The 25,430-nt window shown below is 60.5% G+C and carries 23 protein-coding genes; 12 read left to right on the top strand and 11 right to left on the bottom strand.

Annotated elements, in window-relative coordinates; translation table 11 throughout:
- The first annotated feature begins 8 nt into the window (after window positions 1-8).
- The 7 genes from F475_RS01345 to F475_RS01315 all read left to right on the top strand — a co-directional run bounded on the left by F475_RS01345 (window position 9) and on the right by F475_RS01315 (window position 7,306).
- Window positions 9-872: a LysR family transcriptional regulator gene (locus F475_RS01345; RefSeq protein ID WP_018928662.1), complete on the top strand. Its 864-nt coding sequence runs from the start codon at window positions 9-11 to the stop codon at window positions 870-872.
- Between the two features lie 227 nt (window positions 873-1,099).
- Complete coding sequence (locus F475_RS01340) at window positions 1,100-2,176, top strand: putative 2-aminoethylphosphonate ABC transporter ATP-binding protein (RefSeq protein WP_064620994.1); 1,077 nt, start codon at window positions 1,100-1,102, stop codon at window positions 2,174-2,176.
- Window positions 2,176-3,900, top strand: a complete 1,725-nt coding sequence (locus tag F475_RS01335) for a putative 2-aminoethylphosphonate ABC transporter permease subunit (protein ID WP_111452997.1) — start codon at window positions 2,176-2,178, stop codon at window positions 3,898-3,900. Before F475_RS01340 ends, F475_RS01335 begins: the two co-directional genes overlap by 1 nt.
- Before the next feature lie 32 nt (window positions 3,901-3,932).
- On the top strand, window positions 3,933-4,958 hold the full coding sequence (locus F475_RS01330) for a putative 2-aminoethylphosphonate ABC transporter substrate-binding protein (protein ID WP_064620991.1): 1,026 nt from the start codon (window positions 3,933-3,935) through the stop codon (window positions 4,956-4,958).
- Window positions 4,959-5,095: 137 nt separating this feature from the next.
- Window positions 5,096-6,229: a TIGR03364 family FAD-dependent oxidoreductase gene (locus F475_RS01325; protein WP_111452996.1), complete on the top strand. Its 1,134-nt coding sequence runs from the start codon at window positions 5,096-5,098 to the stop codon at window positions 6,227-6,229.
- Window positions 6,229-6,795 carry a phosphonate degradation HD-domain oxygenase gene (locus F475_RS01320; protein WP_111452995.1) on the top strand — a complete coding sequence of 189 codons (567 nt, stop codon included), beginning with the start codon at window positions 6,229-6,231 and terminating at the stop codon, window positions 6,793-6,795. The genes F475_RS01325 and F475_RS01320 overlap by 1 nt, the downstream gene beginning before the upstream one ends.
- 85 nt (window positions 6,796-6,880) lie before the next feature.
- The gene (locus tag F475_RS01315; RefSeq protein ID WP_064620988.1) at window positions 6,881-7,306 is read left to right on the top strand and encodes a hypothetical protein; all 426 of its coding nucleotides are present in this window, start codon (window positions 6,881-6,883) and stop codon (window positions 7,304-7,306) included.
- Window positions 7,307-7,316: 10 nt separating this feature from the next.
- On the opposite strand, the gene F475_RS01310 is transcribed toward F475_RS01315, so the two are convergent.
- Together F475_RS01310 and F475_RS01305 are read right to left on the bottom strand one after the other, a co-directional pair.
- A complete protein-coding gene (locus F475_RS01310; RefSeq protein WP_096479415.1) occupies window positions 7,317-8,693 on the bottom strand; it encodes a GTPase/DUF3482 domain-containing protein in 1,377 nt (458 codons plus the stop codon).
- Entirely contained in the window at window positions 8,686-10,065 is a 1,380-nt protein-coding gene (locus tag F475_RS01305) for a DUF2868 domain-containing protein (RefSeq protein ID WP_111452994.1), read from the bottom strand. The genes F475_RS01310 and F475_RS01305 overlap by 8 nt, the downstream gene beginning before the upstream one ends.
- An 85-nt stretch (window positions 10,066-10,150) precedes the next feature.
- On the opposite strand from F475_RS01305, the gene F475_RS01300 reads away from it, so the two are divergent.
- Window positions 10,151-10,663: a dihydrofolate reductase gene (locus F475_RS01300; protein ID WP_111452993.1), complete on the top strand. Its 513-nt coding sequence runs from the start codon at window positions 10,151-10,153 to the stop codon at window positions 10,661-10,663.
- A 44-nt stretch (window positions 10,664-10,707) separates the two neighbouring features.
- Here the strand turns inward: F475_RS01300 and F475_RS01295 are convergent, their stop codons facing one another.
- Entirely contained in the window at window positions 10,708-12,099 is a 1,392-nt protein-coding gene (locus F475_RS01295) for an L-cystine transporter (protein WP_111452992.1), read from the bottom strand.
- A 238-nt stretch (window positions 12,100-12,337) separates the two neighbouring features.
- On the opposite strand from F475_RS01295, the gene F475_RS01290 reads away from it, so the two are divergent.
- Window positions 12,338-13,405, top strand: a complete 1,068-nt coding sequence (locus F475_RS01290) for a hypothetical protein (RefSeq protein ID WP_018928673.1) — start codon at window positions 12,338-12,340, stop codon at window positions 13,403-13,405.
- Window positions 13,406-13,496: 91 nt separating this feature from the next.
- Here the strand turns inward: F475_RS01290 and ilvD are convergent, their stop codons facing one another.
- The 5 genes from ilvD to F475_RS01265 all read right to left on the bottom strand — a co-directional run bounded on the left by ilvD (window position 13,497) and on the right by F475_RS01265 (window position 20,498).
- A complete protein-coding gene (gene ilvD / locus F475_RS01285; RefSeq protein ID WP_018928674.1) occupies window positions 13,497-15,338 on the bottom strand; it encodes a dihydroxy-acid dehydratase in 1,842 nt (613 codons plus the stop codon).
- Between the two features lie 257 nt (window positions 15,339-15,595).
- The gene (locus tag F475_RS01280; protein ID WP_111452991.1) at window positions 15,596-16,816 is read right to left on the bottom strand and encodes an MFS transporter; all 1,221 of its coding nucleotides are present in this window, start codon (window positions 16,814-16,816) and stop codon (window positions 15,596-15,598) included.
- Entirely contained in the window at window positions 16,809-17,786 is a 978-nt protein-coding gene (locus F475_RS01275; protein ID WP_111452990.1) for a diiron oxygenase, read from the bottom strand. Before F475_RS01275 ends, F475_RS01280 begins: the two co-directional genes overlap by 8 nt.
- Window positions 17,783-18,862 carry a SagB family peptide dehydrogenase gene (locus F475_RS01270; RefSeq protein ID WP_064621366.1) on the bottom strand — a complete coding sequence of 360 codons (1,080 nt, stop codon included), beginning with the start codon at window positions 18,860-18,862 and terminating at the stop codon, window positions 17,783-17,785. Before F475_RS01270 ends, F475_RS01275 begins: the two co-directional genes overlap by 4 nt.
- A gap of 439 nt (window positions 18,863-19,301) precedes the next feature.
- On the bottom strand, window positions 19,302-20,498 hold the full coding sequence (locus F475_RS01265) for a class I SAM-dependent rRNA methyltransferase (protein WP_017341306.1): 1,197 nt from the start codon (window positions 20,496-20,498) through the stop codon (window positions 19,302-19,304).
- A 232-nt stretch (window positions 20,499-20,730) separates the two neighbouring features.
- Here F475_RS01265 and F475_RS01260 point away from each other — a divergent pair, with 232 nt between their 5' ends.
- The 3 genes from F475_RS01260 to F475_RS01250 are packed head-to-tail and all read left to right on the top strand — an operon-like array spanning window position 20,731 to window position 22,764.
- Window positions 20,731-21,543 (top strand): HDOD domain-containing protein, encoded by an 813-nt coding sequence (locus tag F475_RS01260; protein ID WP_172901221.1) that lies wholly within the window; start codon window positions 20,731-20,733, stop codon window positions 21,541-21,543.
- A gap of 30 nt (window positions 21,544-21,573) precedes the next feature.
- Window positions 21,574-22,386: a bifunctional DNA-formamidopyrimidine glycosylase/DNA-(apurinic or apyrimidinic site) lyase gene (gene mutM / locus F475_RS01255; protein ID WP_111452989.1), complete on the top strand. Its 813-nt coding sequence runs from the start codon at window positions 21,574-21,576 to the stop codon at window positions 22,384-22,386.
- A 54-nt stretch (window positions 22,387-22,440) separates the two neighbouring features.
- Window positions 22,441-22,764: a multidrug transporter gene (locus tag F475_RS01250; RefSeq protein ID WP_018928681.1), complete on the top strand. Its 324-nt coding sequence runs from the start codon at window positions 22,441-22,443 to the stop codon at window positions 22,762-22,764.
- A gap of 57 nt (window positions 22,765-22,821) precedes the next feature.
- Here F475_RS01250 and F475_RS01245 read toward each other — a convergent pair whose 3' ends face one another.
- The 3 genes from F475_RS01245 to F475_RS01230 form a co-directional block, all read right to left on the bottom strand.
- A complete protein-coding gene (locus F475_RS01245) occupies window positions 22,822-23,073 on the bottom strand; it encodes a YfhL family 4Fe-4S dicluster ferredoxin (protein WP_003195146.1) in 252 nt (83 codons plus the stop codon).
- Window positions 23,074-23,196: 123 nt separating this feature from the next.
- Window positions 23,197-23,676: a pantetheine-phosphate adenylyltransferase gene (gene coaD, locus F475_RS01235; RefSeq protein WP_007939322.1), complete on the bottom strand. Its 480-nt coding sequence runs from the start codon at window positions 23,674-23,676 to the stop codon at window positions 23,197-23,199.
- A gap of 115 nt (window positions 23,677-23,791) precedes the next feature.
- A complete protein-coding gene (locus tag F475_RS01230) occupies window positions 23,792-25,387 on the bottom strand; it encodes a GMC family oxidoreductase (protein WP_111452987.1) in 1,596 nt (531 codons plus the stop codon).
- Window positions 25,388-25,430 lie beyond the last annotated feature (43 nt).

The raw sequence follows: 25,430 nt of genomic DNA, 5'->3' as shown, positions 1-25,430 counted from the left end.
GGACGGGTGTGCTGAGTGCCGAGCTGAAGGCGTTTTACATGGTGGCCCGGCTGGGCAGCATTACCCTGGCGGCGAAAAAGCTCGGCCTGAGCCAACCGACGGTGACGACCCAGATCCGGCACCTGGAAAGCCAGTATTCGGTTGAGCTGTTCTACCGTGGCGGCCGCCGCCTCAGCGTCAGCGACGAAGGTGCGCGGCTGTTGCCGATGGTCAAGGCACTGCTGCAGCAGGAAGCCGATATCGAGTTCTTCCTGCGTAACAGCGGTCAGGTCCAGGGCACGTTGCGCATCGCCGCCACGGCGCCGTATTACATCCTCGATCTGGTGAAGACCTTTCGCGAGCGCTTGCCGCAGGTGGAGGTGTCGGTGGAAATCGGCAACTCCCAGCAGGTGCTCGAAGCGCTGGAGGATTACCGGGTCGATGTTGCCGCGTCCTCGCAGTTGCTCGACGATGCGCGGCTGATCCGCCGGGTGCTAGGCAGTGATCCACTGGTGTTGGCGGTGCATCGTAATCATCCTCTGGCGGTGCATGACCATGTGCCGCTCAGTGCGCTGGCGGGGCACACCTTGTTGATGCGCGAGTCGGGCTCGACCACCCGGCGCTTGACCGAAGAGTTGCTGGCCAGTGCCGGGGTGAGTTTCGGGCCGCTGCTGGAGATTGGCAGCCGCGAGTCGATTCGTGAAGCGGTGCTGCGCAACATCGGCATCAGCATCATCGCGCGGCAGGAAGTGCCGCACGATCCGCAATTGCGGGTGCTGACCCTCGAGAATGCGCCGCAGATTCCCGAGTACCTGTACTGCCTCAAGGAGCGAAAAGGCGCCCGGCTGCCGGCGGCGTTTCTCGGACTGGCGCAGGAAATGGCCCCCGCGTAGATCCCTGTGGCGAGGGAGCTTGCTCCCGCTGGACTGCGCAGCAGGCCCATTTTCTGGGGCCGCTTCGCAACCCAGCGGGAGCAAGCTCCCTCGCCACAGGTTATTCACTGTTCGTTCCATCCAACTAAAATCCCCGAATACCACTATCGGCCGTTTTTGCCTCGTTGCCACATGACGGACGCATTGCAAACCTAGGATGGCCCTCATCTGCTTGATGAGGCCTGTCCATGAACCACTCGATCGCAACTGCCCTGACCAACCCCGGTGCGCCGATGAAAGTGCGCGGCGTGCAGAAACGCTTCGGCGCGTTCACCGCGCTGGATAACGTTTCCCTCGACGTGGCAGCCGGTGAACTGGTGTGTCTGCTGGGGCCGTCGGGCTGTGGCAAGACCACCTTGCTGCGTTGCATCGCCGGCCTTGAGCGCCAGGACAGCGGCGAGTTATACCTCGGTGATCGCGACGTTTCCCACCTGGCGCCTCAGGCCCGGGACTACGGCATTCTCTTCCAGTCCTACGCGCTGTTTCCCAATCTCACCGTCGAAGCGAACATCGCCTACGGCCTCGCCGGCAGCGGTCGCGATGAGGTGCGCAAGCGTGTCGGTCAGATGCTGGAGCTGGTTGGCCTCACCGGCAGCGAGAAAAAATACCCCGGCCAGTTGTCCGGCGGTCAGCAGCAACGCGTAGCGCTGGCCCGGGCTCTGGCGCCGGCCCCTTCCTTGTTGCTGCTGGACGAACCGATGTCGGCGCTCGATGCCCGGGTCCGCGAGCATCTGTGCACCGAGTTGCGCCAATTGCAGCGCAACCTCGGCATCACCACCCTGATGGTCACGCACAATCAGGACGAAGCCATGCTGATGGCCGACCGCATCGCCGTGATGAACAACGGCAAGGTCGAGCAGTACGCCACACCGCAGGACATCTACGACCGCCCGGCCACACCGTTTGTGGCGGAGTTCGTCGGTCAGGGCAACTGGCTGCCGTTCCGCCGTAGCAGCGACAGTCATGCCCTGGTCGGCGGGATGCACATGCGCCTGGCCGAAGGCAGTGCGAAAACCGCGTCGGGCCGCTTGTTCTGCCGCCCCGAGGCGATCAACGTCAACCCGCTGGTGCATGAAGAAAACCTGTTCCCGGCCAAGGTTCGCGAAATCACTTTCCTCGGCAATCGTTGCCGCATGAGCTTCGAACTCGATCAGCTGCCGGGTCATGCATTGCTGGCGGAACTGGCGCCGGAAGCGATGCCGCGTCTCGGTGCGCAGCAGATCATGGTCGCCTTGCCGCCGCGTAGCCTGCAGGTGTTCGCCTGATGAGCGCGAACGTCGCGCTGCCGATACCGCACAAGCAGGTTCGGCAGGCCTCCCGTGCCGAGATCGGCGACCGGCTGTTCGTGGTCGGCGGCAAGCTGCTGTTGTTGGTGTTGCTCTGTGTGGCAGTGTTGATGCCGTTACTGGCGATCTTCTGGCGCGGGTTCAGTTCGCAGGCCGGGCAGGGCGGTGGTCTGGTGGCTGCCGGTGAATTGCTGACCAGTGCGAATTTCCATTGGTTGCTGGGTAACAGCCTGAAGGTTTCCCTCAGCGTGGCGGCGATGGTCGTACCGTTGGCCTACCTGTTTGCCTACGCCCTGCAACGCACGTTGATTCCTGGCAAAGGCATCTGGCGCGGTACATCGCTGCTGCCGTTGATGGCGCCGTCGATGTTGCCGGGGATTGCGCTGGTTTATCTGTTCGGCAATCAGGGCCTGTTGCGCGGTCTGTTTTCGGACAACATCTACGGCTTCTGGGGCATTGTGCTCGGCGAGGTCATCTACACCTTCCCGCACGCCTTGATGATTTTGCTGTCAGCGCTGTCCCTGGCGGATGCGCGACTGTTCGATGCCGCCTCCAGCATGGGCGCGAGCCCGGCGAAAGCCTTTCGCAGCATCACTTGGCCGGCGACGCGTCAGGCGGTGTTCGCAGCGTTCTGTCTGGTGTTCACCCTGACCATCACCGACTTCGGTGTGCCCGTGGTGGTCGGTGGCGACTATCAGGTATTGGCGCTGGAAGCCTACAAAGCGGTGGTCGGCCAGCAACAATTCGGTCGCGGCGCACTGATCGGCATGGTTCTGCTGCTGCCGGCGCTGTTCAGCTTTGGTGTCGACGCCTGGCTGCGTCGGCGTCATGGCGATTCCATGAGTGGTCGGGCGCAAGTCTTTCAGCCAATGCCGTCGAGGCTGCGCGACGGTTGTTATCTGGCCATCGTGCTGCTGATCTGCGCGGTGTTGCTGCTGGTGTTCGGCATGGCGGTGTACTCATCGCTGGTGAAATTTTGGCCGTACAACCTGTCGCTGTCGCTCAACCATTACCAGTTCAACGACACCGCGGGCGGCGGCTGGCTGGCCTATGGCAACAGCGTGAAGATGGCGTTGTGCACGGCGTTGATCGGCAGCGTGCTGATCTTCACCGGCGCCTACCTGATGGAGAAAACCCGTGGCCAGCGCGGGCTGAATCTGACACTGCGCATGCTCAGTTTCGTACCGATGGCGGTGCCGGGGCTGGTGCTGGGCCTGGGTTACGTCTTCTTCTTCAACCTCAGCGGCAATCCGCTGCATGTGCTCTACGGCAGCATGACGCTGCTGGTGGTTTGCACCATTGCTCACTATTTGACCACTGCGCAAATGACCGCGACCACCGCGCTGCGCCAGCTCGACGCCGAGTTCGAAGCCGCCGCGCTGTCACTCAAGGCGCCGCTGTATCGGCATTACCTGCGAGTCACCGTGCCGATCTGCCTGCCGGCGTTGCTGGACATCGTGCGCTACCTGTTCGTCTCGGCCATGACCACCGTTTCGGCGGCAATCTTCCTCTACAGCCCTGACACCATCCTCGCGGCGGTGGCGGTGCTGAACATGGACGACGCCGGCAACGTCGGCGGCGCGGCGGCGATGTCGACCCTGATTCTGTTCACCTCGGCGGGCGTGTCCCTGCTGCTGGCCTGGGCCTCGCGCGGTTTATTGCGCCGCTCCCAGGCCTGGCGGCAGACCGCGCCCGGTCTTTGATTCACACCTTCAACTCACACAGGAATTGCACCATGTTCAAGCCCTTGGCCCTGGCCGCTGCTGTCCTCACCGCTTTCAGCCTGAACGCCTTCGCTGCGAAAACCGAGTTGACGGTGTACACCGCCCTCGAAGCCGAACAACTGAAGACCTACAAAGAAGCCTTCGAGAAGGCCAACCCGGACGTCGAGATCAAGTGGGTGCGCGACTCCACCGGCATCATCACCGCCAAGCTACTGGCCGAAAAAGCCCGTCCGCAAGCCGACGCAGTGTGGGGCCTGGCGGCATCGAGCCTGGCGATCCTCGATCAGCAAGGCATGCTGCAAAGCTACGCGCCGAAGGACCTGGGAAAAATCGGCGGCAACTACCGCGACGCCGCCAACCCACCGGCCTGGGTCGGCATGGACGTGTGGGCGGCGACCATTTGTTTCAACACTGTCGAAGCCGAAAAGCAGGGGCTGAGCAAACCCGTGAGCTGGCAGGACCTGACCAAGCCTGAGTACAAAGGCAAGATCGTCATGCCCAACCCGGCCTCGTCCGGCACCGGTTTCCTCGACGTCAGCGCCTGGCTGCAAACCTTCGGCGAGAAGCAGGGCTGGCAGTACATGGACGACCTGCACCAGAACATCGGCCAGTACGTTCACTCCGGTTCCAAGCCGTGCAAGCTCGCCGCTGCCGGTGAATTCCCGATCGGTATTTCCTTCGAATACCCGGCTGTTCAACTGAAGCGCCAAGGCGCGCCGCTGGACATCATCCTGCCGAAAGAAGGCCTGGGCTGGGAGATCGAAGCGACTGCCGTGATCAAAGGCACCGCGCATGAAGAAGCAGCGAAGAAACTGGCCGACTTCTCTGCAAGCCCGGCGGCGATGGAGCTTTATAAAGAGAACTTCGCAGTGCTCGCACAACCGGGTATCGCCAAGCCACAGACCGAATTGCCGGCGGACTATGAGCAGCGCCTGATCAAGAACGACTTTGCCTGGGCCTCGAAGAATCGCGACGAGATCCTGACTGAATGGCGCAAGCGCTATGACGGCAAGTCCGAGAAAGTGGCTGCCAAGTAACGGACTCACACCTTGTGGCGAGGGAGCTTGCTCCCGCTGGACTGCGCAGCAGGCCCCTTCTTTTCAGATAGAGAGGGGGGGCGCTACGCGCCCCAGCGGGAGCAAGCTTCTTCGCCACAAAAAGCGGGATTATCTTCATGACACACCACAGCGACATGCTGATCGTCGGCGCCGGCATTCTCGGCCTGTCCCACGCCTATGCCGCCGCCAGGCGCGGCCTCAAGGTCAAAGTCTTCGAACGCAGCGCCACACCATTGGGCGCTTCGGTGCGCAACTTCGGCCAGGCACTGGTCACCGGCCAACCACCGGGACCAATGCTGGAACTGGCCAAGGCCAGCCGCGACATCTGGGGCCGATGGGCAGAACTTGCCGGCCTGCACCTCAAGCGCAACGGCTCGTACCTGTTCGCGCGTACCGAAGCGGAAGAACACCTGCTGGAAGCCTTCTGCGCCGGGCGTGCCGTGGAGCACGGTTACCGTGTCGAGCTGTTGCGCGGCAACCCATTGCGGGATTTATACGGCGGTCAGTTCAGCCATCACCGCGTCGCGTTGCACGGCATGGACGACCAACAGCTGTATTCCCGCGAGGCGATTCCGGCATTGATCGACTACCTGCGCCGTGAGTTGGGCGTCGAGTTTCACTTTACCACCCTGGTGCGCGACATCGAGCCGGGCCGCTTGCACAGCACCGCCGGCACCTTCAGCGCCGAGCAGATCATCGTTTGCTCCGGCCACGATTATCAAACTTTGCTGGCCGAGCCGATTGCCGAACTCAACCCGCAAATCTGCCGCCTGCAAATGCTCCGCGCCCGGCCGCAGATCAACCTCAACCTGCAACACGCACTGCTCACCGGTCTGAGTTGCGTGCACTACGGCGCCTTCGCCGATCTGCCGGAAGCCGCGGCGGTACAGGCGCAGATTTTGCGCGACACTCCTCATCTGTATGAAAACGGCATTCACCTGCTGATCAGCCCGACACCGTACGGTGAGTTGATCATCGGCGACTCCCACCATTACGGCAGCGATTCATCACCGTTCAATGCCGAACAGGTGGACGACTGGATGCTCGAACTGGCCGAGCAGACGTTGGGCTGCAAGGTCCAAGTGGTCGAGCGCTGGCAGGGTGTTTACGGTTCACGCGGTCCTGGCCCGTTCTCCTTTCTGCGGCCGATGCCGGGTGTGAGCGTGGCGCTGATGCACACCGGTGTCGGCATGAGCGTCGGGCCGGCGTTGGCGGAACGTAATGTCGCCAGCTTATTGGGAGACAGGTGATGGACCGACATCAGCAAGTGATCGCCGAGGTGTTCGGTCTGTACGAACGGTTTGGCGATATCGACTACATCGGTGAACCGGTGTCGCAGATCGAGCACATGTCGCAAGCGGCCGAACTGGCGATGGCCGAGGGCTTCGATGATGAAGTGGTGCTGGCGGCGTTCTTTCACGACATCGGGCATCTCTGTGCCGAGGGGGTCGAGAGCATGGGTGGCTTCGGGGTGGTCAGCCATGAGCGTTTGGGCGCTGATTATTTGCGTCGGGCCGGTTTCAGCGAACGCATGGCGCGGCTGGTGGAATATCACGTGCAGGCCAAGCGTTATCTGACGCTCAGAGAGCCTGGGTACTACGAGCGTTTGAGTGAAGCCAGTCGGCGGACGCTGGAGTATCAGGGCGGGGTGATGAGCGCTGAAGAGGCTGAGGCTTTTGAGCGCGATCCATTGTGCGAGGTCAGTCTGCGGATGCGTCAGTGGGATGAGCGCGCCAAGGACATGGACGTGCCGGTGATGGACCTCGACGTCTTGAAACGCAAGGCTGCGGGCCTGTTGTCCGGCGTTCTGCGCTGAGTTGTCTGACACACGATAGGGAATCGGTTTATGGATCAACGCGCGTCGAAGCATCAATCTGGCCTTTTCGCAAAGGAGCGCATGGATGCATTTTTTGAAAGTTATTGCACAGGATCGAAGCGGGAAGGGCTCGGCAGATACCGTCGTTTTCCAGTTCTTTGAAGGTGAACAGTTGCAGCGCGAGGCGACGGACGCGGATCGTCAACAGCTCAAGTCGTTTGGCAAAACGTACTTGAAATGCGCCTGGTATAACGCGGATGAAGCTGAGGAGCGGCACTTGCGCATCTTCTCGCAGAATCCATCCGCTGACGGTACGCCTGAGACGGTACGACTGCATTTTCATGACGGACCGAGGATTGCCTACAAGGCTGCGGTCCGCGATCTGGATAACGATGGGGTTTTTGAGTGGGTGTTGAGCTCGGATGTGGACAATGACGGGCGAGCGAACAGGACCGATCGTAGCCGTGTGAAGGCATTGGCCAAAGAGTTTCTGAAACTGGATTGGCGCTGACGATCGTTGGTTAGAGCTGCTGCGCCAACACCTCAACCTGCTCCTGCCGCTCCGCCTGATTCACCTTCGAATGAGGATTGAGCGACGACCACTGCGGATGTGCTCGAGCCTTGTTCAGCGCTTCCGGCAGTTTGCCTTCGCGCCAGGTTTTGTCCTGTGGTGTGGCGACCTGAATGCTGTCCATCGCCGCGTGCCCGCGCTGGTTCAGGGCTTGCAACAGTTGTCGCTGACGCAGGGCCAACAACCGCAGCACGCTGTCGTCGACAGTCAGTTCTCGCTGGCCCTTGATCTTGCCCAGCAGGCGGCTGCCGTAACTGCGGGCGGTTTGCAGGGCGCCGCCGGCAATCGCTCCGGCCAGTGCCGCCGCGCCGAGGGTCAGGCCGCCCACCAGCAAATCGACGCCGGCCCCGGCCGCCGCGCCAGCCGCGATGCCACCGCCGACCCGTACACCGAGTTGTTTCAGGGTTTCCGGGTTGAACAGGTCATCGCCCCAGCGACCATCGAGCAGCGGCAGGTCACTGGCCGCCGCGTCCTGTGGGCGGAAGGCGTAGAGCTTGAGCAAGGCTTCGACGCAACGTTGTTCACGCTGACGCACCGCTTTGCGCAGTTCGCTGATCGCTTGCTGTTCCTGCTCCGCCTCGCTGGCGACACTGCGGCGGCAGGCGGCGCAATCGATCAATAAATCGGCAATCAACTGCGCTGCACTCTGCTGACGGGCCAGGCGTTGGGCCTGCTGATCGGCGATCAGGCGTTCCAGTTGTTCGCGGGAGTTTTCCAGCAGCAGCGCGAGGCTTTCATACAGTCGGCGTTCGCCATCTTCCGGCGGCGCGACGCTGTCGAACCGCACCAAGGCATGCAAGCCCAACCGCGCCAGGGCTTCACGCCAATCCGGTTCGCGCTGCTGGGCGCTGCTGACAAAATTCAGCACTGGCAGCAGCGGTTTGCCGCAACTGGCCAGCACTTGCAGTTCGTCGCGGTACTTGGCCAGCACTGGCTCCCGAGCGTCGATCACATAGAGGCCGGCGTCGGAGGCGAGCAATTGTCGCAACACCTTGGCTTCCTGTTCGAAGCGCTGCCGGGCTTCGCTGCCCTCAAGGAAGCGCGCCAGCCGCGCCGGGCCGTCGAGGCGTTCACCGGGTCGCTCCAGGCGCTCGAGGTAGTCGAGCAGGGCGATGGCATCTTCCAGGCCCGGCGTGTCGAACAGATCGAGCAACGGCTCGCCGTCTACCGACAATCGCGCGCCTTCGACGTGGCGCGTGGTGCTGGGGCGATGGGAGACTTCACCGAAGCCGACATCCCGCGTCAGCGTTCGCAGCAACGAGGTTTTGCCGACGTTGGTGTGGCCGACCACGGCGAGTTTCAATGGCCGTTTCCAGGCATCAGTCATGACCCGTCTCCAGCCAGCTCAACGGCGCGCAATCGGCGAATGGCAAGTCCAGTTGTTGCAGCGCAACGTGCCAGTCGCCCAGGCGTTCGGCATCCAGCGCTTCGCCGGGCGGCGCTTGCAGCAACCACACGCGGGTGGCGGTGGCGCTGCGAGCCAGTTCGGCAATCAGTGCCAGGCTGCCACGGTCCGGCGAACGCCGTGGATCGCAGGCGATGGCCAGCCGGGCCGGGGGAAAGCGACTCAGTTGTTCAAGCAGTTTGTGCCGGGATTCGCGGCTGTCGAGGATGCCGGCGTCGTTGACGCTTTTCGGCAGCTGCGGTGGCCAGGGGCGTTGATCGTCCAGCTCGATGGCCACCAACAGTGCGCCATCGCTTTGCAGATCGCTGGCCGCGTTTTCAACCCGGTGAAGTTGCTCAGGCGCGGCATCGCTAATACCCAGGCGTTCGCTGGTGGGCATCAGCCGTTCGCGCAGTTGGGCGTAACCTGGCAGGTTCAAGTCCAGATGCAAGGCTGCCTGGCCGGTTTTCCAGCGCCACCGGCAGAACAATGCGAGCAGCAAACGCGGTAACACGCCGTACACCAGCAGCACGCCCACCAGCCACGCCGCCCAGGCCTGGCGGGCGCTTTCGATGTTCAGCGCGGCATCGCCGCTGGCGCGGATCATCTCCACGCTGGGCACACTGAAACCGAGCAAGGCCGGCAGGGCGCCGAGGGCCTGGGTCATGGCGACGAAGGTGTCGGCGCCGAGAATGGTGGTCTCCCAGACGAAGCCATAGCGCCGGGTCGCCATCAGCGTCAGCAGCATCACCAAGGCACTGAGCATCGCCAACAACCACAAGCCGTTGACCAGCACACCCAACGCCCACCGATTGAGTTTCTGCCGTTGCAGCAACAGCAGCAGGGCCGGCGCCAGTTGCGCGGCGTTGGCATCGCGGGCGAGTTTTTCACTGAGCCACAACCACAAGCGTCCGAGAGCGGCGCCCTGTTCGCCGGCGAACACCAGGCCCAGGGCCCAGCTCAATAGCAGAATCAGGTTCAGCCCCAGCAGGCTGCCCAAGGCCCAGAACACATTGACCGGGGACTGGCCGTCGCCCAGCGCGGCAAACGCCAGGCCGGCGCCACTGATCACGGCCAGCACGGCGAGCACGATCAACGCCAGTCGCGCGCCTTGCAGCCAGTGTTTGAGGGCGCGGGTCTGCCCGTCGCGCTCGGCCAGCCACCGGGCGCGGCATTGAATGCGCGTCGGCAGGTCGCCGCCGGCGCTACGGGCGACTCGGTTGGCTTCCAGATCATCCAGGGGCCCGGCGTGTTCTTCACGCAGGCGTATGGTTTCGCTCAGCCAGAGGTTTTGCAGGGGCGTCAGTTCAGTCACGCGGCATCCCGTCGCTTCATTGAGCGATGAGCATAACCGCTGTGACGCTTATCGGGGTAAGGGAGGCTCTGGTATCCTCGCCGGCATGACTAAATCACTCCCCCTCAGCCTGATCGCAGCCCTCGGTGAAAACCGTGTGATCGGCGTCGACAACAGCATGCCCTGGCACTTGCCGGGGGACTTCAAATACTTCAAGGCCACCACCCTCGGCAAGCCGATTATCATGGGGCGCAAGACCTGGGATTCCCTCGGTCGTCCGCTGCCGGGCCGGTTGAACATCGTGGTCAGTCGCCAGGCGGATCTGCAGCTGGAAGGCGCGGAGGTTTATCCGTCACTGGAGGCGGCCGTGGTTCGCGCCGAGGAATGGGCGCTGGAGCAGGGTGCCAATGAGTTGATGTTGATTGGTGGTGCGCAGTTGTATGCGCAAGGTCTGGAGCAGGCCGATCGGCTATACCTGACGCGCGTGGCGCTGAGCCCGGAAGGGGACGCGTGGTTTCCGGAGTTTGATGTGAACCAGTGGAAGCTGGTGTCGAATGTTCCGAATCCGGCAGAAGGCGACAAACCGGCGTATAGCTTTGAGGTTTGGGAGAAGGCCTGAGCGCATCGCGGGCAAGCCCGCGATAGCGATCCATCAGGCGCCAATCAAGCCTGAGCCAACGCCCCATGCTCATCTGCGTCCAACAGCGCTTTATCCGTCTGCTGCATGATCTGGCTGGTGATCGCCCCAGCGGTGATCGAGCCACTGACGTTCAACGCCGTGCGACCCATGTCGATCAGCGGTTCAACGGAAATCAGCAACGCCACCAGTGACACCGGCAAACCCATGGCCGGCAACACGATCAGCGCGGCGAAGGTTGCACCGCCACCAACCCCGGCCACCCCGGCCGAACTCAGCGTCACAATCGCCACCAACGTCGCGATCCACAACGGGGCCAGCGGGTTGATGCCCACGGTTGGCGCAACCATCACCGCCAGCATTGCCGGGTACAGACCGGCACAGCCGTTCTGGCCAATGGTCGCGCCAAACGAGGCAGCGAAACTGGCGATGGACTGTGGAATACCCAAACGGCTGGTCTGGGCTTCGATGCTCAGCGGAATGGTGGCGGCGCTGGAGCGGCTGGTGAAGGCGAACGTCAGCACTGGCCAGATCTTGCGGAAGAAGCGCAACGGGTTGATCCCGGCGGCCGACACCAGCACGCCATGGATCACAAACATCAGGCCCAGGCCGATGTACGACACCACCACGAAACTGCCGAGCTTGATGATGTCTTGCAGGTTGGAGCCGGCGACCACTTTGGTCATCAGCGCCAACACGCCGTATGGGGTCAGCTTCATCACCAGGCGCACCAGACGCATCACCCAGGCTTGCAGGGTGTCGATGGCGTTGATCACTTTCTGACCTTTCTCGACATCATCCTTGAGCAGTTGCAGCGCCGCGACCCCAAGGAATGCGGCGAAGATCACCACACTGATGATCGACGTCGGTTTGGCGCGAGCGAGGTCGGCGAACGGGTTCTGCGGGATGAACGACAACAACAGTTGCGGCACATTCAGGTCGGCGACCTTGCCCGCATAGTCGGTCTGGATGGTTTGCAGACGAGCCATTTCCTGGGTGCCGGCGACCAGACCTTCGGCGGTGAGGCCGAACAGGTTGGTCAGACCGATACCGATCAGCGCCGCGATGGCGGTGGTGAACAGCAGCGTGCCGATGGTCAGGAAGCTGATCTTGCCCAGCGACGAAGCGTTGTGCAGACGGGCCACGGCACTGAGGATCGAGGCGAACACCAGCGGGATCACGATCATCTGCAGCAACTGCACGTAACCGTTGCCCACCAGATCGAACCAACCGATCGAAGCTTTCAACACCGGGTTGCCCGCACCATAAATCGTGTGCAGGGCGATACCGAATACCACGCCCAGCACCAGCGCCAGCAACACCTTTTTCGCCAGGCTCCAGGTGGTGTGACGGGTTTGCGCCAGGCCAAAGAGCAAGGCGAGGAACACCAGCAGATTGAGAATCAGCGGCAGATTCATAGAGGCTCCATAGACTTGTGCCAGCCACCTTCGTGTGTGACTGCGAACCGGGAAGCCTAACAGCTTGATATGTAATGATTTAATATCAAAAACAGCGGTCAACTGTCGTTTTTGGAATAAGCCAATGCCGCTATAAGGAATGCCGCTGACGGAATCAGGATGCAAGCGGTCGCGGGCAGGCGAGGACTGTCACACTTATTTGTTAGCGTCGATTTCTTTGAACCGGGGAGAAACGCCGATGAAGCTTGCACCGAAATTTCTTGCTGCTGCACTTGGATTGGGTTTGAGTCTTGGCCTTGCCGGCCAGGCGTTCGCTACCGACCTGAAGCACTGGCCAGCGGATCAGGCCAAGGCGCTGGACGCGATGATCGCGGCCAATGCCAACAAGGGTAACTTCGCGGTGTTCGACATGGACAACACCAGTTACCGCTACGACCTCGAAGAGTCATTGTTGCCGTTCATGGAAAACAAGGGCCTGATCACCCGCGAGAGCCTCGACCCCTCGCTGAAACTGATCCCGTTCAAAGACACCGCCGACCACAAGGAGAGCCTGTTCAGCTACTACTATCGTCTCTGCGAAATCGACGACATGGTCTGCTATCCATGGGTCGCCCAAGTGTTTTCCGGCTTCACGCTTCAAGAGCTCAAGGGCTACGTCGATGAGCTGATGGCGTCTGGCAAACCGGTGCCGAGCACTTATTACGACGGCGATGTGGTCAAGACCATCGACGTCCAGCCGCCGAAAGTCTTCACCGGCCAGGCCGAGCTCTACAACAAGCTGATGGAAAATGGCATTGAGGTCTACGTGATGACCGCTGCCTCCGAAGAATTGGTGCGCATGGTCGCTGCCGATCCGAAGTACGGCTACAACGTCAAACCGCAGAACGTGATCGGTGTGACCACGATGCTCAAGGACCGCAAGACTGGTGAACTGACCACGGCGCGTAAGCAGATCACTGCGGGCAAGTATGACGAGAAGGCCAACCTTGGCCTCGAGTTGACCCCGTACCTGTGGACTCCGGCAACCTGGATGGCCGGCAAGCAAGCGGCGATCCTGACCTACATCGATGAATGGAAAAAACCGGTCCTGGTGGGTGGTGATACGCCGAGCAGCGACGGTTACATGCTGTTCCACAGCGTCGACGTGTCCAAGGGCGGCATCCATTTGTGGGTCAACCGCAAAGACAAGTACATGACCCAGATTAACGGCATGATGGCCAAGCACGCAGCGGCCCAGGCGAAAGAAGGGTTGGCGGTGACGGCGGACAAGAACTGGGTGATCGTCAAACCGGAAGAGATTCAGTAAGCGCTGTGATCTCGTTCCCACGCTCTGCGTGGGAACGATCAAAAAAATGCCCCGCACTTGGCGGGGCATTTTTTTGTTCGACGGTTAAGTATTACAGCCCGTCGAGCATCGCTTTGTTACGCACGGCACCCTTGTCGGCGCTGGTCGCCAACAGGGCATAGGCTTTCAGAGCGGTGGTCACTTTACGTGGACGCTTTTCCACCGGCTTCCAGCCTTTCTTGTCCTGCTCGACCCGGCGCGCGGCCAGTTCTTCGTCGCTGACCAACAGGTTGATCGAGCGGTTCGGAATGTCGATCAGGACCTTGTCGCCGTCCTGCACCAGACCGATCGCGCCACCGGCAGCGGCTTCTGGCGAAGCGTGGCCGATGGACAGGCCCGAAGTGCCGCCGGAGAAACGGCCGTCGGTCAGCAGGGCGCAGGCTTTGCCCAGGCCTTTGGATTTCAGGTAAGAGGTCGGGTAGAGCATTTCCTGCATGCCCGGGCCGCCTTTCGGGCCTTCGTAACGAATGATCACGATGTCGCCAGCCTTCACTTCGTCGGCGAGGATGCCGCGTACGGCGCTGTCCTGGCTTTCGAAGATCTTCGCGTTGCCTTCGAAGACGTGGATCGACTCGTCGACACCGGCGGTTTTCACCACGCAACCGTCCAGCGCGATGTTGCCGTACAGAACGGCCAGGCCGCCTTCTTTCGAGTAAGCGTGTTCGACACTGCGGATGCAGCCGTTTTCACGGTCGTCGTCCAGGGTTTCCCAGCGGGTCGACTGGCTGAACGCGGTTTGCGTCGGGATGCCCGCAGGGCCAGCCTTGAAGAAGTGATGCACCGCTTCGTCGTTGGTCTGGGTGATGTCCCACTTGGCGATACCTTCGGCCATGGTCTTGCTGTGTACGGTCGGCAGGTCGGTGTGCAACAGGCCGCCACGGGCCAGGGAGCCGAGGATGCTGAAGATCCCGCCGGCGCGGTGCACGTCTTCCATGTGGTACTTCTGGATGTTCGGCGCGACCTTGCACAGTTGCGGTACATGGCGGGAGAGGCGGTCGATGTCGCGCAGGTCGAAATCGATCTCGGCTTCCTGGGCCGCGGCCAGCAAGTGCAGGATGGTGTTGGTGGAACCGCCCATGGCGATGTCCAGGGTCATGGCGTTTTCGAACGCCTTGAAGTTGGCGATGTTGCGCGGCAACACCGACTCGTCGTTCTCGCCGTAGTAACGCTTGCACAGCTCGACGATGGTGCGGCCGGCTTGCAGGAACAGCTGTTCGCGGTCGCTGTGGGTGGCCAGGGTCGAACCGTTGCCCGGCAATGCGAGACCAAGGGCTTCGGTCAGGCAGTTCATCGAGTTGGCGGTGAACATGCCGGAGCAGGAACCGCAAGTAGGGCAGGCGCTACGCTCGTACTCGGCGACCTTCTCGTCAGAGGCGCTGGAGTCGGCGGCGATCACCATGGCGTCGACCAGGTCGAGACCGTGGCTGGCCAGTTTGGTCTTGCCGGCTTCCATCGGGCCGCCGGACACGAAGATTACCGGGATGTTCAGGCGCAAGGCGGCCATCAGCATGCCAGGGGTGATCTTGTCGCAGTTGGAAATGCAGACAATGGCGTCGGCGCAGTGGGCGTTGACCATGTATTCGACGGAGTCGGCGATGATCTCGCGGCTCGGCAGCGAATAGAGCATGCCGTCGTGGCCCATGGCGATGCCGTCATCCACGGCGATGGTGTTGAATTCTTTGGCTACGCCGCCGGCCCGTTCGATTTCACGTGCGACCAGTTGACCCAGATCCTTCAGGTGCACATGGCCCGGTACGAATTGGGTAAAGGAGTTGGCAATAGCGATGATCGGCTTCTTGAAGTCGTCATCTTTCATCCCCGTGGCGCGCCACAGTGCGCGAGCACCGGCCATGTTGCGACCGTGGGTGGATGTTTTCGAGCGGTAATCAGGCATGGAGCACTCCGGGCGGCAAATCAGGTATCAAAAGGGAAGTGAGCTTCTATTGACGTCTGGAACACTCAGAAATGGCCGTGTGTCCGGAAGTTGCCGATAACTTTGCGGGATCGCCGCGCGCTTCAGCTTGAGCTCATAAACCCGCCGGGGGATGACTGGCGATGAATCTCGCGATTCTACACCGCTGGCGTCAGGAGGGAATGCCGGAAAACGTTGATCCAGTGCTGACGGGGCGTGTGGGATGACGACTGGCAGGATTATTCGACGCTTGGGCTGGCTCCCGGGCTCTTGGCTCGGCTATGGATACGACTGTTGAGTACCAGCGCCACGCTGCTCAGGATGATAAAGCTGTATCCCAGCGTGGATTGCAGGTTGGCCGGACTCAGGCTGATGAGCGCACTGATCAACCCGCCACAGATGAAAATCACCGTACTGCCGGCCGACGCCGAAGTTCCCGCATTTTCAGGGAACAGGCTCATGGCTTTGGACGTGGCGGCCGGTCGGGCAATGGTGGTGCCGGCGGTACAGATGAGCATCGGTACCAGGACGGTGATCGGGGACAACGCAAAGTGGCTTGAGAGGTAAAGCATGATCAGGCCGGACAGCAGGATCAGGCTCAGCCCGCTGATGACTTGATGGCCGGGACTGAGACGTTTACCCAGCAGCGTCGCAACCATGCCGCCGATAATGTAGGCGCCGCCGTATGCCAGCAGGACCAGGGAGAAGTCATAGGCCGATAGCTGCAGTCGATCCATGAAAATCAGCGGCGAAATCACGATGAAGGAAAAATGGCAGGCGAAAGCAAAGGCTGAAATCAGCCAGTAGGACAGAAAGTCGACATCGCACAAGACCCGGCGGTAGGGCTGGAAGATATTCGATAGCGCCCTGGTTGCCGCAGGCCGAGTGTTTTCGAGAAAAAAACAGGCCTTGAGCAGTACTATTCCAGCCAGTGCGATAAACACCACAAAGCTGCCCTGCCAGCCCAGCGTGGCTTGCAGGAACGTGCCGGCCAACGGTGAGACCGAGATGAAAACGCCGGTGGCAGTCACCATCAGGATCCGCAACCGGTCACGCTCCTCGCCCTCGAACAGGTCCTGGATCAATGCTTGTGACAGCACGAAACACCCGCAGCCGAGTGCCTGAATCACACGGAACAACAGGAAGTGAACATAGTCCGTGGTCAGTGTGCAGCCCACTGCGCCCAGCATCGAAACGGTTATTCCGGCAAGCAACAGCCCTTTGCGCCCGATCACATCCGACAGCGGCCCGATCAGCAGTTGGGAGACCGCTATGCCGACGGCAAACAGACTGATCGACAGCGCAATGTCGGCGGGCGTGCTGCGAAAGTGTTCGGCGAGCGCCGGGAAAGAGGGCAGCAGGACATCCAGCGGGAACACGCCAAGCAGCACCATGGCCAACAACAGGCTGACCGCCCCCCGACGTTGTTTGACGGTCGCCGCGGATTGTCCTTCAGCCATCGATAAGCCCTGCCTTCATGAACAGTTGCTGGTTGGAGGGCAAGTCGAAGAAACCAGCCTTTGTTAACGCCTGAAGCGTTGCGCCAGCACCGGATCGCGCCCGTTGATGGGTGGCTTGGGGGCTGGTCAGTCCGCCAAGAATTTCCGTGATGGTGGTCTCGCCAAGACCCGCGCTGAGCAGGCTTTCGCGCATCCATCGCTCATCGGCTTCGAAGAACATCCGGATGATGTCCAGCAGCGCTTTGGCGACAAACGTGCGTTGAGGGCTGTTCAGCGTCAGCCACAGGTAATGGAACACTTCAGAGAAATAGCGACTATGGCGCGCCTCGTCCGCCAGATGATCCCTGAGCATTGCCTGGACGCTGGAAACCAGGTCGTTACGGCAGACATCGAGCAGCTCCTTGGCAATGATCGTCTCCGACACGAACCCGACGAGGAACCAGGCCAGCGCCCTGTATCTTTCCGGGGCGCCGTCAAGCAGGGCGTTCAATCGCATGATGCGGTGGGGCATGACCGGACGTCGGCTGATCCCGTAGAAACTGGCTACTTGCTCGGCAAGGCTGTTGGAAAACAGGGCGTGATAACCCTCGTCGGTATAAAGCTGAAGCGCGGCGGTCTTCATTCGTGCGGGAATGTGGACGTTCAGTTCATCATGGATGATGGTTTCCACGGAGCGGTTGACGATGCGGTGCTCAAGCAAGGTGGTGTAGTCGAGGAAGTACACCAGATGATTGGCCGACAACCGATGGATGACGGTTTGACCTGCCGCCTGGATGGCCGGGTGAGTCAGGTAAGCCAGGAAGCCTGGAGGAAACCAGTGGCGCGTTTCCAGTTGCTGTTCCAGGTCTGGTGGTAATAGATAGTCGTGTTCGCTGGTGCGCACTGACGCACGGGTATTCCAGTCGCCCAGGGTGTAACGATGAGCCCAGGACACGGGCTGCTCCAACGGGGCAATGATGGGAGTGGTCATTGTTGCGGCTCCCGACTGCTCAGAAGATCTTTCAATTCCTTGCACATCACTTGTCCGTCGCTGTAGCCACAGCCGACAAAAAACAAAGGTTGTTCCGCGCTGTTCTCGATCCCCAGCAAGACCTCGACCTGATCATCGGCCAGCGCCCCCGTCAGCCAGGTGTTCAACCCCAGTGCAGTGGCCACCAGTTGGAATGTTTGCGAGATATGCCCTGCTTCCACGAAGGCCATTCGGTAGGCTCGCGAGTGTTCATATTTCCACCACAGCTTGTCGAACCGACTGGTGATGAACAGGCCCACGGGCAGGTTGTTGATGAAGTGCTGTCCACACAGCAACTGCCCCAGTGGTGAGTCAGGTGTCGGGTTGACGAAACTCAAGGCGTGGTCGGTGGGATGATAGGCGTAGAGCCCGGGTTTCAGGCCGCTGACGTTGTGTACATGAAGAAAGCCTTCGCAGGCATTCAGCCCGCCACCGGATGGGCTGCTGCGCCGGGCATCGAGACCTTCGACAAGGGTTTCGTCGACATCGTTTTCGCGCTCATGCAAGTAGCCAAGGGACAGGTAAAGCAGCGTGCCGATAGCTTCCAGTGAAACTGCTGCGTCCGTGAAGGTGCGGCAGGTTTTTCGGCCGATCAGGACGTTGGCAAGAGACCCTTCCGGCAGGCAGGAAGGCTTTGGCAGGCCAATCAGCTCCCGCGCCTGGCGTTCTGTGGGCCGGTTGCTCGGCGCAGGAGCGGCCAGCACTTCGGTGCAGTGGTCCAGGTAGTGTCTGGACCATTCATGAATATCCTGAGGGACATGTTTGCAGGGGATGTTTTTGGTACCGATATGGAATATCTTCGACAGTTCATCCCAGCCCCATTCAACAGTACCTTGTATTGATGTTGTCAGTATTCCTGCGTTCAGGAGTTGAGTGTCAACTATGTTGCTGTCGTTATAAAGTTCGGGGTTGTTGATTAGTTGCGTAAGTCTGCTTGAGTATTCAAGACTTAGTTCAAATTGTTTGTGATTTTTGTAATCCCAGACTATTTGGCCGGGCGTGCGAGGAAGTATGAATAGATATGGGTTTATCTGCATGGTGGGCGGTTCGCTCTGGACGGGTGCCATAGAACACGCTGGGTAGCCGGCACTCCCCAGCGTCTCATTTACTTAGCGGGCTTTTGGTGCAACCAGAAAAGCCAGGTTGGCGATTTTGTTAGCTTCCAGAGTAATTGCTTTCATGTTGTTGACTCCTTGTCATTTGATAGTGAGTGTCACTTCGAGGTGACAACTCAATCATAGGCTTTAATGGACTCTTATCAAGGGGAGATCAAGTAGGAATATTCCAGTAATTTTGTCGGAGCAGTCTTGGGGTTGGAGAAAGTTTGTAAGTTATATTCTTTCAAATCAAATGTGCAGGGAAACGTCCTGCAAGTTTGTAGGACTGCAAGAGTAAGACGATGGGGCGGGAGAGGAGATGTCGCAGCGTCAGAATGGCTGACGGAGAGCCTGTCGGCTCCCCGTCAAACCGGCGTACTCAGCTGTTTGGCAGCAGACGGCAGGTAATGCTCTTGATGTAGCGGGTTTCGGCAATGGCTGGGTGAACCGGGTGATCCGGGCCTTGTCCGCCGCGCTCCAGCATCTGGATATTGCGGTCCAGGTGACGGGCGCTGGTCAGCAGGATGTTCTGCAAATCGTCTTCCGGCAGGTGCATCGAGCACGATGCGCTGACCAGGATGCCGTCCTTGCTGAGCAGGCGCATGGCTTGTTCGTTCAGGCGACGGTAGGCACCTTCACCGTTTTTCATATCTTTCTTGCGTTTGATGAATGCAGGAGGGTCGGCCACGATGACGTCGAAACGTTCTTCGCTGGCTTTCAGCTCTTTGAGGGCTTCGAACACGTCGCCTTCAATGCAGGTCATTTTTTCGGCGAAACCGTTCAGTGCGGCGTTGCGCTCGACGCCGTCGAGGGCGAAGGCCGACGCATCGACGCAGAACACTTCACTGGCGCCGAAGGCGGCCGCTTGCACGCCCCAGCCACCAATGTAGCTGTACAAGTCCAGTACGCGTTTACCTTTGGCATAAGGTGCCAGACGCGCGCGGTTCATGCGGTGGTCATAGAACCAGCCGGTTTTCTGGCCCTGGATGACCGGCGCTTCGAACTTCACGCCGTTTTCTTCCAGCGCCACCCACTCCGGCACCAGGCCGAACACGGTTTCGACGTAACGGTTGAGGCCTTCGGCGTCACGGGCTGCGGAGTCGTTCTTGAACAGGATGCCGCTTGGCTTGAGCACTTGGGTCAGGGCCGCGATCACGTCATCTTTGTGAGCTTCCATGGTCGCCGAAGCGATCTGGACCACCAGGATGTCGCCGAAACGGTCGACCACCAGGCCTGGCAGCAGGTCGGAGTCGCCATAGACCAGACGATAGAACGGCTTGTCGAACAGGCGATCGCGCAGCGACAGGGCGACGTTCAGGCGATGCACCAGCAGCGATTTGTCCAGCGGCAACTTGATGTCGCGCGACAGCAGGCGGGCGCAGATCAGATTGTTCGGGCTCATGGCAACGATGCCAAGCGGCTTGCCGCCGGCGGCTTCGAGGATCGCCTGATCGCCAGCCTTGAAGCCGTGCAATGGGGTGGCGGCTACATCGATTTCGTTGCTGTAGACCCACAGGTGACCGTTGCGCAGGCGTCGGTCGGCGTTGGCTTTGAGGCGCAGGCTAGGCAGGGACATGACGTCGCTCCGGAAAAAAGAGCGGGAGTATAGCGTGTTGAGGGAGTGGCGGGTTTGACGGACGATGAAACGCGCATGGCGCCATCGCGGGCCCGCACACATATGGATTGAGTTTGACTGGCTGTCGGATCGATCTTTTTAAGGGTTAGAATCCCCGCCTGACCCGGAGTGCGTACTTATGTCCCAAGAGCTGTCTTCTGAACAGATTCAACAGTCCCTGCAAGGCATCAGTGTGCCGGCCCAGCCGCAGATCATGGTGGATCTGCAGATGGAGCAATATATGCCCGACCCGGACCTGGAGGTGATCGCCAAACTGATCTCCCAGGACCCAGGCCTTTCGGGCGCTTTGTTGAAAATCGTCAATTCGCCGTACTACGGCTTGAGTAACAAGATCACCGCGATCCAGCGTGCAGTAAACCTGTTGGGCAGTCGTTCGATCATCAACCTGATCAACGCGCAGTCGATCAAGGGCGAGCTGAACGACGAGACCATCGTCACCCTCAACCGTTTCTGGGACACGGCGCAGGACGTGGCGATGACCTGCCTGAGCCTGGCCAAGCGCGTCGGTGTCCAGGCCGGCGATGAAGCTTATGCGCTGGGCCTGTTCCACGATTGCGGCATTCCGCTGATGCTCAAGAAATTCCCCGATTACATGAAAGTGCTGGAACAGGCCTATGCCAACGCCAGCGCCGAATGCCGCGTGGTGGATACCGAGAACAAGCAATACAACACCAACCACGCCGTGGTCGGGTATTACACCGCCAAGTCCTGGCGTCTGCCGGAACATGTCACCCAGGCCATTGCCAACCATCACAATGCCCTGGCCATTTTCAGCGATGAGTCGTGCCGCAATACGCCGCTGAAGAACCTGCTGGCAATCCTGAAGATGGCCGAGCACATTTGTGCTTCCTATCGGGTGCTGGGCAACCAGTCTGAAGACCACGAATGGAACAATGTCGGGCATCTGGTGCTCGATTACATCGGTCTATCGGAATACGATTTCGAAACCCAGAAACAAGAAATTCGCGACCTCGCCACACGTTGAGTGTCGAACCTCGCCTGATTCGAGAGCCCCATGCCAGAACTGCCGGAAGTCGAAACCACCCGCCGCGGAATTGCACCGCACCTGGAAGGCCAGCGCGTCAGCCGGGTGATCGTGCGTGAGCGCCGTCTGCGCTGGCCGATCCCCGAAGACCTGGATGTGCGGCTGTCGGGCCAGCGCATCATGCTGGTGGAACGGCGGGCCAAGTATTTACTGATCAATGCCGAAGTCGGCACGTTGATCAGCCATTTGGGCATGTCGGGGAATCTGCGGCTGGTGGAAGCCGGCTTGCCGGCGGCCAAGCATGAGCATGTGGACATCGAGCTGGAATCGGGCCTGGCCCTGCGTTACACAGACCCGCGTCGGTTCGGGGCGATGCTCTGGAGTCTGGACCCGCTGAATCACGAACTGCTGGTTCGTCTGGGGCCGGAGCCGTTGACCGATCTGTTCGATGGCGAACGTCTGTTCCAGCTGTCCCGCGGGCGATCCATGGCGGTCAAGCCGTTCATCATGGACAACGCGGTGGTGGTTGGCGTCGGCAATATCTACGCGACCGAAGCGCTGTTTGCTGCCGGCATCGACCCGCGCCGCGAGGCCAAGAGCATTTCCCGGGGGCGTTATTTGAAGCTGGCGATCGAGATCAAGCGCATCCTGGCGCTCGCCATCGAACGGGGCGGCACCACGTTGCGGGACTTTATCGGCGGCGACGGCCAGCCGGGGTACTTCCAGCAGGAGCTGTTCGTATACGGCCGTGGTGGTGAACACTGCAAGGTCTGTGGCACGGGGCTGCGGGAAGTCAAACTCGGGCAGCGCGCCAGTGTCTTTTGTCCGCGCTGTCAGAGCTGATATCGGCTACGGTCTATAGTCAGTGTTCTCACTGCCTAGCCGAAGGACCGTGCCATGAATCTGTTTCGAACCTTTGTCGTCACGCTGCTGCTGAGCATCGCTGCGCCCACGCTGGCTACTGAGAACGGCAGCGGCGACCCGCGTTACACCATCCAGAATCCACCGGCCTACGCCATGCTTGGCGATCTGCTGATTGCCCGACCGTTGCTGGTGGTGGCGACAGTGATCGGTGCCGGGGCGTTTGTGGTGTCGCTGCCATTTACCGCGTTGGGCGGCGGCATTGGCGATGCAGGGCAGGCGCTGGTGGTCGACCCGGCGAAAGCGGCGTTTGTGCGGTGTCTGGGGTGCGTCGGGGAAGGGTTTGAGCAGCGGGAGTGAGGCATAAAAAAGATCGTCCGAAGGTTCGGGCCGCCTTCGGACGATCTTTCCAGGCTTTCAAGCCTTACCGGTAATCTTCCGGTACTTCTCCATCAACTGTTCTTCAGTTTCCGGATGGGCCTCGTCCAGTGGAATGCAATCCACAGGGCAGACCTGCTGGCATTGCGGTTCGTCATAGTGGCCGACACATTGCGTGCACAGGTTCGGGTCGATCACGTAGATCTCTTCGCCCTGGGAAATAGCGGCGTTCGGGCACTCGGGTTCGCAGACGTCGCAGTTGATGCAATCGTCGGTGATGATCAGGGACATGCTAACTCCAGCCGGGGCGGCAGGCCCTGGCGCAATAAACCAATGCGCACAATTGTGCCGCATTGGCGCCCGCAGTGCACGCGGGCGCGATCAAGTGCAGCAGATCGCAGCCTTCGGCAGCGCCTACTTTTTGAAGCGTTCGGTGAGGGCGTCGGCCACCACCGGGTGGACGAACTTGGTGATATCGCCGCCCAGGGCCGCGATTTCACGGACCAGTGTCGAGGAAATGAACGAATAACGCTCGGACGGGGTAAGAAACAGGCTTTCCACATCCGGTGCCAGTTGGCGGTTCATATTGGCCAGCTGGAATTCATATTCGAAGTCCGACACCGCGCGCAAACCACGCAGGAATACATTGGCGTTCTGCTCTTTGGCGAAATGCGCGAGCAGCGTCGAGAAGCCGACGACTTCAACGTTCGGCAAATGTTTGGTGACCTCGCGGGCCAGCTCCACACGTTGTTCCAAGGGAAACAGCGGGTTTTTCTTCGGGCTGGCGGCGACGGCGATGATCACGTGATCGAACAGGCGCGAGGCGCGTTCGACCAGATCGCCATGGCCCTTGGTAATAGGGTCGAAGGTACCTGGGTACAACACTCGGTTCATCGCGTCGTCCTGGCGGGAGTCCGTTGGGGAGTCGGATGGTATCGCAGCCTTCCCGGTCGGCCAAGTCGCCTGTTGGGTAAGAAAGCACTATAGACGATGGGAATATTCCTCGTTTTCATGGGTTTTTCAAACGCTGGGCCAGTGAATTCGCCAGTTGTGCCGTCAGTCCGTAGACCGACAATTGTGGATTTGCACCAATGCTGGTGGGGAATAGCGAGCCGTCGTGAATCGATAGATTGTGCAGTTGGTGATGTCGGCCGAGGCTATCGGTCACGGCGTTTTTCGGGTCTTCACCCATGGCACAACCGCCCATTACATGAGCACTGCCCAGACGCGTGCGATACAGCTCAAGGCTCAATCCATCGATCAAGGCACGCGCTTCGGTGAGGGTTCTGACGTAACGGGCGTCGGCATGCATCGGCATCATGGCGTTGGCGCCACCGGCGAACTGGATCTCGGCCATGCTATGGAACGCCCGGCGCAACCCGTCCCAGGCATACAGTGAAACCTGATAGTCGAGCACCGGCGTGCCGTCACTGCGCAATTCGACATTGCCGCCGGGGCTGTCCGGGTGAAAACCGTCTCGCAGCAACGCCAGCATCGCGTGGGTATGTGGCAGATTCTCCATGTGCCGGGCGTTTTCCGTGCCGAAGCCACCGAGCAGGGTGGTGGCCAGCGCCGGGTGCAGCGGTGGGACCTCCAATTTGTAGGACATCTTGCCGGTGATGCCGTCCTGCCACTGGAAATGGTCGGAATAAATCGACTGCGGCGCGCCGTAGAACGGGTTGATCACCTCGTCGAACAGCCCGGCGGACATGTTGACCAAATGCAGGAACGTCCGTTTTCCCAGTCGCCCATGCGGATCCGGCGCCTCTGAACGCAATAGCAGCGCCGGGCTGTTGATTCCGCCGCCGGCCAGCACGTAATGCCGTGCCTTGACCGTGATTGTGCGTCCGGTAGGGGCAACGCAACGCTCATCCATCGCCACACAGTGCAGACCCGTGACCCTATCGTCCTTGATCGACAGCTTTTCAGCGCGGGCCAGATAGAGCAGCTCGCCACCTTTTTCCAGGGTCGCCGGGATGGTCGTGACCAGCATCGATTGCTTGGCGTTGGTCGGGCAACCCATGCCGCAGTAGCCGAGGTTCCAGCAGCCGCGCACGTTGCGCGGGATCACATGCCAGGCGTAGCCGAGTTTTTCGCAGCCTTTGCGGATGACGTCGTTGTTGGCGTTGGGCGGCACCCGCCACGGGGCGACGCCCAGGCGTTGTTCCATTTTCTCGAACCAGGGCGCCATCTCGGCCGGTGTGTGGCCTACGACGTCATGTTCTTTGGCCCAGTGTTCGAGCGTCGGATCCGGGGTGCGAAAGCTCGAAGTCCAGTTGATCAGTGTGGTACCGCCCACCGCCCGGCCCTGGAGGATGGTGATCGCACCATCCTTGCTCATGCGCCCGATGCCTTCCTGATAGAGGCTGGTGTAGGCCTGATCTTCGAGCATCTTGAAGTCGCTGCTGGTCTTGAGTGGGCCTTCTTCGATGAGCAAGACCTTGTAGCCTGCTGCGCTGAGAATTTCGGCGGTGGTTCCGCCGCCGGCACCGCTGCCGATGATCGCCACATCCGCTTCGAGGGTCAGGTCCTGGGGCAATTGCGAACCGTTATAGGTTTTCCAGCCACGGGCCAGGCCTTCGCGAAACGGATCGGGTACGGGCATGTTCGGGGTCTCTTGTTGTTATGTTTTGGGTGCGATGGTGAGG

The organism is Pseudomonas sp. URMO17WK12:I6 (assembly GCF_003253625.1).
Taxonomy (GTDB): Bacteria; Pseudomonadota; Gammaproteobacteria; order Pseudomonadales; family Pseudomonadaceae; genus Aquipseudomonas.
The sequence above is the reverse complement of the archived record's forward strand: the minus strand, read 5'-3'. Positions and strand labels throughout refer to the sequence as shown.

What these genes read in the sequence shown, in the direction of transcription:
- F475_RS01340 (WP_064620994.1), top strand. Translation starts at nt 1,100, where the DNA reads ATGAACCACTCGATCGCAACTGCCCTGACCAACCCCGGTGCGCCGATG.
- F475_RS01335 (WP_111452997.1), top strand. Translation starts at nt 2,176, where the DNA reads ATGAGCGCGAACGTCGCGCTGCCGATACCGCACAAGCAGGTTCGGCAG.
- F475_RS01330 (WP_064620991.1), top strand. Translation starts at nt 3,933, where the DNA reads ATGTTCAAGCCCTTGGCCCTGGCCGCTGCTGTCCTCACCGCTTTCAGC.
- F475_RS01325 (WP_111452996.1), top strand. Translation starts at nt 5,096, where the DNA reads ATGACACACCACAGCGACATGCTGATCGTCGGCGCCGGCATTCTCGGC.
- F475_RS01320 (WP_111452995.1), top strand. Translation starts at nt 6,229, where the DNA reads ATGGACCGACATCAGCAAGTGATCGCCGAGGTGTTCGGTCTGTACGAA.
- F475_RS01315 (WP_064620988.1), top strand. Translation starts at nt 6,881, where the DNA reads ATGCATTTTTTGAAAGTTATTGCACAGGATCGAAGCGGGAAGGGCTCG.
- F475_RS01310 (WP_096479415.1), bottom strand. Translation starts at nt 8,693, where the DNA reads ATGACTGATGCCTGGAAACGGCCATTGAAACTCGCCGTGGTCGGCCAC.
- F475_RS01300 (WP_111452993.1), top strand. Translation starts at nt 10,151, where the DNA reads ATGACTAAATCACTCCCCCTCAGCCTGATCGCAGCCCTCGGTGAAAAC.
- F475_RS01295 (WP_111452992.1), bottom strand. Translation starts at nt 12,099, where the DNA reads ATGAATCTGCCGCTGATTCTCAATCTGCTGGTGTTCCTCGCCTTGCTC.
- F475_RS01290 (WP_018928673.1), top strand. Translation starts at nt 12,338, where the DNA reads ATGAAGCTTGCACCGAAATTTCTTGCTGCTGCACTTGGATTGGGTTTG.
- ilvD (WP_018928674.1), bottom strand. Translation starts at nt 15,338, where the DNA reads ATGCCTGATTACCGCTCGAAAACATCCACCCACGGTCGCAACATGGCC.
- F475_RS01280 (WP_111452991.1), bottom strand. Translation starts at nt 16,816, where the DNA reads ATGGCTGAAGGACAATCCGCGGCGACCGTCAAACAACGTCGGGGGGCG.
- F475_RS01275 (WP_111452990.1), bottom strand. Translation starts at nt 17,786, where the DNA reads ATGACCACTCCCATCATTGCCCCGTTGGAGCAGCCCGTGTCCTGGGCT.
- F475_RS01270 (WP_064621366.1), bottom strand. Translation starts at nt 18,862, where the DNA reads ATGCAGATAAACCCATATCTATTCATACTTCCTCGCACGCCCGGCCAA.
- F475_RS01265 (WP_017341306.1), bottom strand. Translation starts at nt 20,498, where the DNA reads ATGTCCCTGCCTAGCCTGCGCCTCAAAGCCAACGCCGACCGACGCCTG.
- mutM (WP_111452989.1), top strand. Translation starts at nt 21,574, where the DNA reads ATGCCAGAACTGCCGGAAGTCGAAACCACCCGCCGCGGAATTGCACCG.
- F475_RS01250 (WP_018928681.1), top strand. Translation starts at nt 22,441, where the DNA reads ATGAATCTGTTTCGAACCTTTGTCGTCACGCTGCTGCTGAGCATCGCT.
- F475_RS01245 (WP_003195146.1), bottom strand. Translation starts at nt 23,073, where the DNA reads ATGTCCCTGATCATCACCGACGATTGCATCAACTGCGACGTCTGCGAA.
- coaD (WP_007939322.1), bottom strand. Translation starts at nt 23,676, where the DNA reads ATGAACCGAGTGTTGTACCCAGGTACCTTCGACCCTATTACCAAGGGC.
- F475_RS01230 (WP_111452987.1), bottom strand. Translation starts at nt 25,387, where the DNA reads ATGCCCGTACCCGATCCGTTTCGCGAAGGCCTGGCCCGTGGCTGGAAA.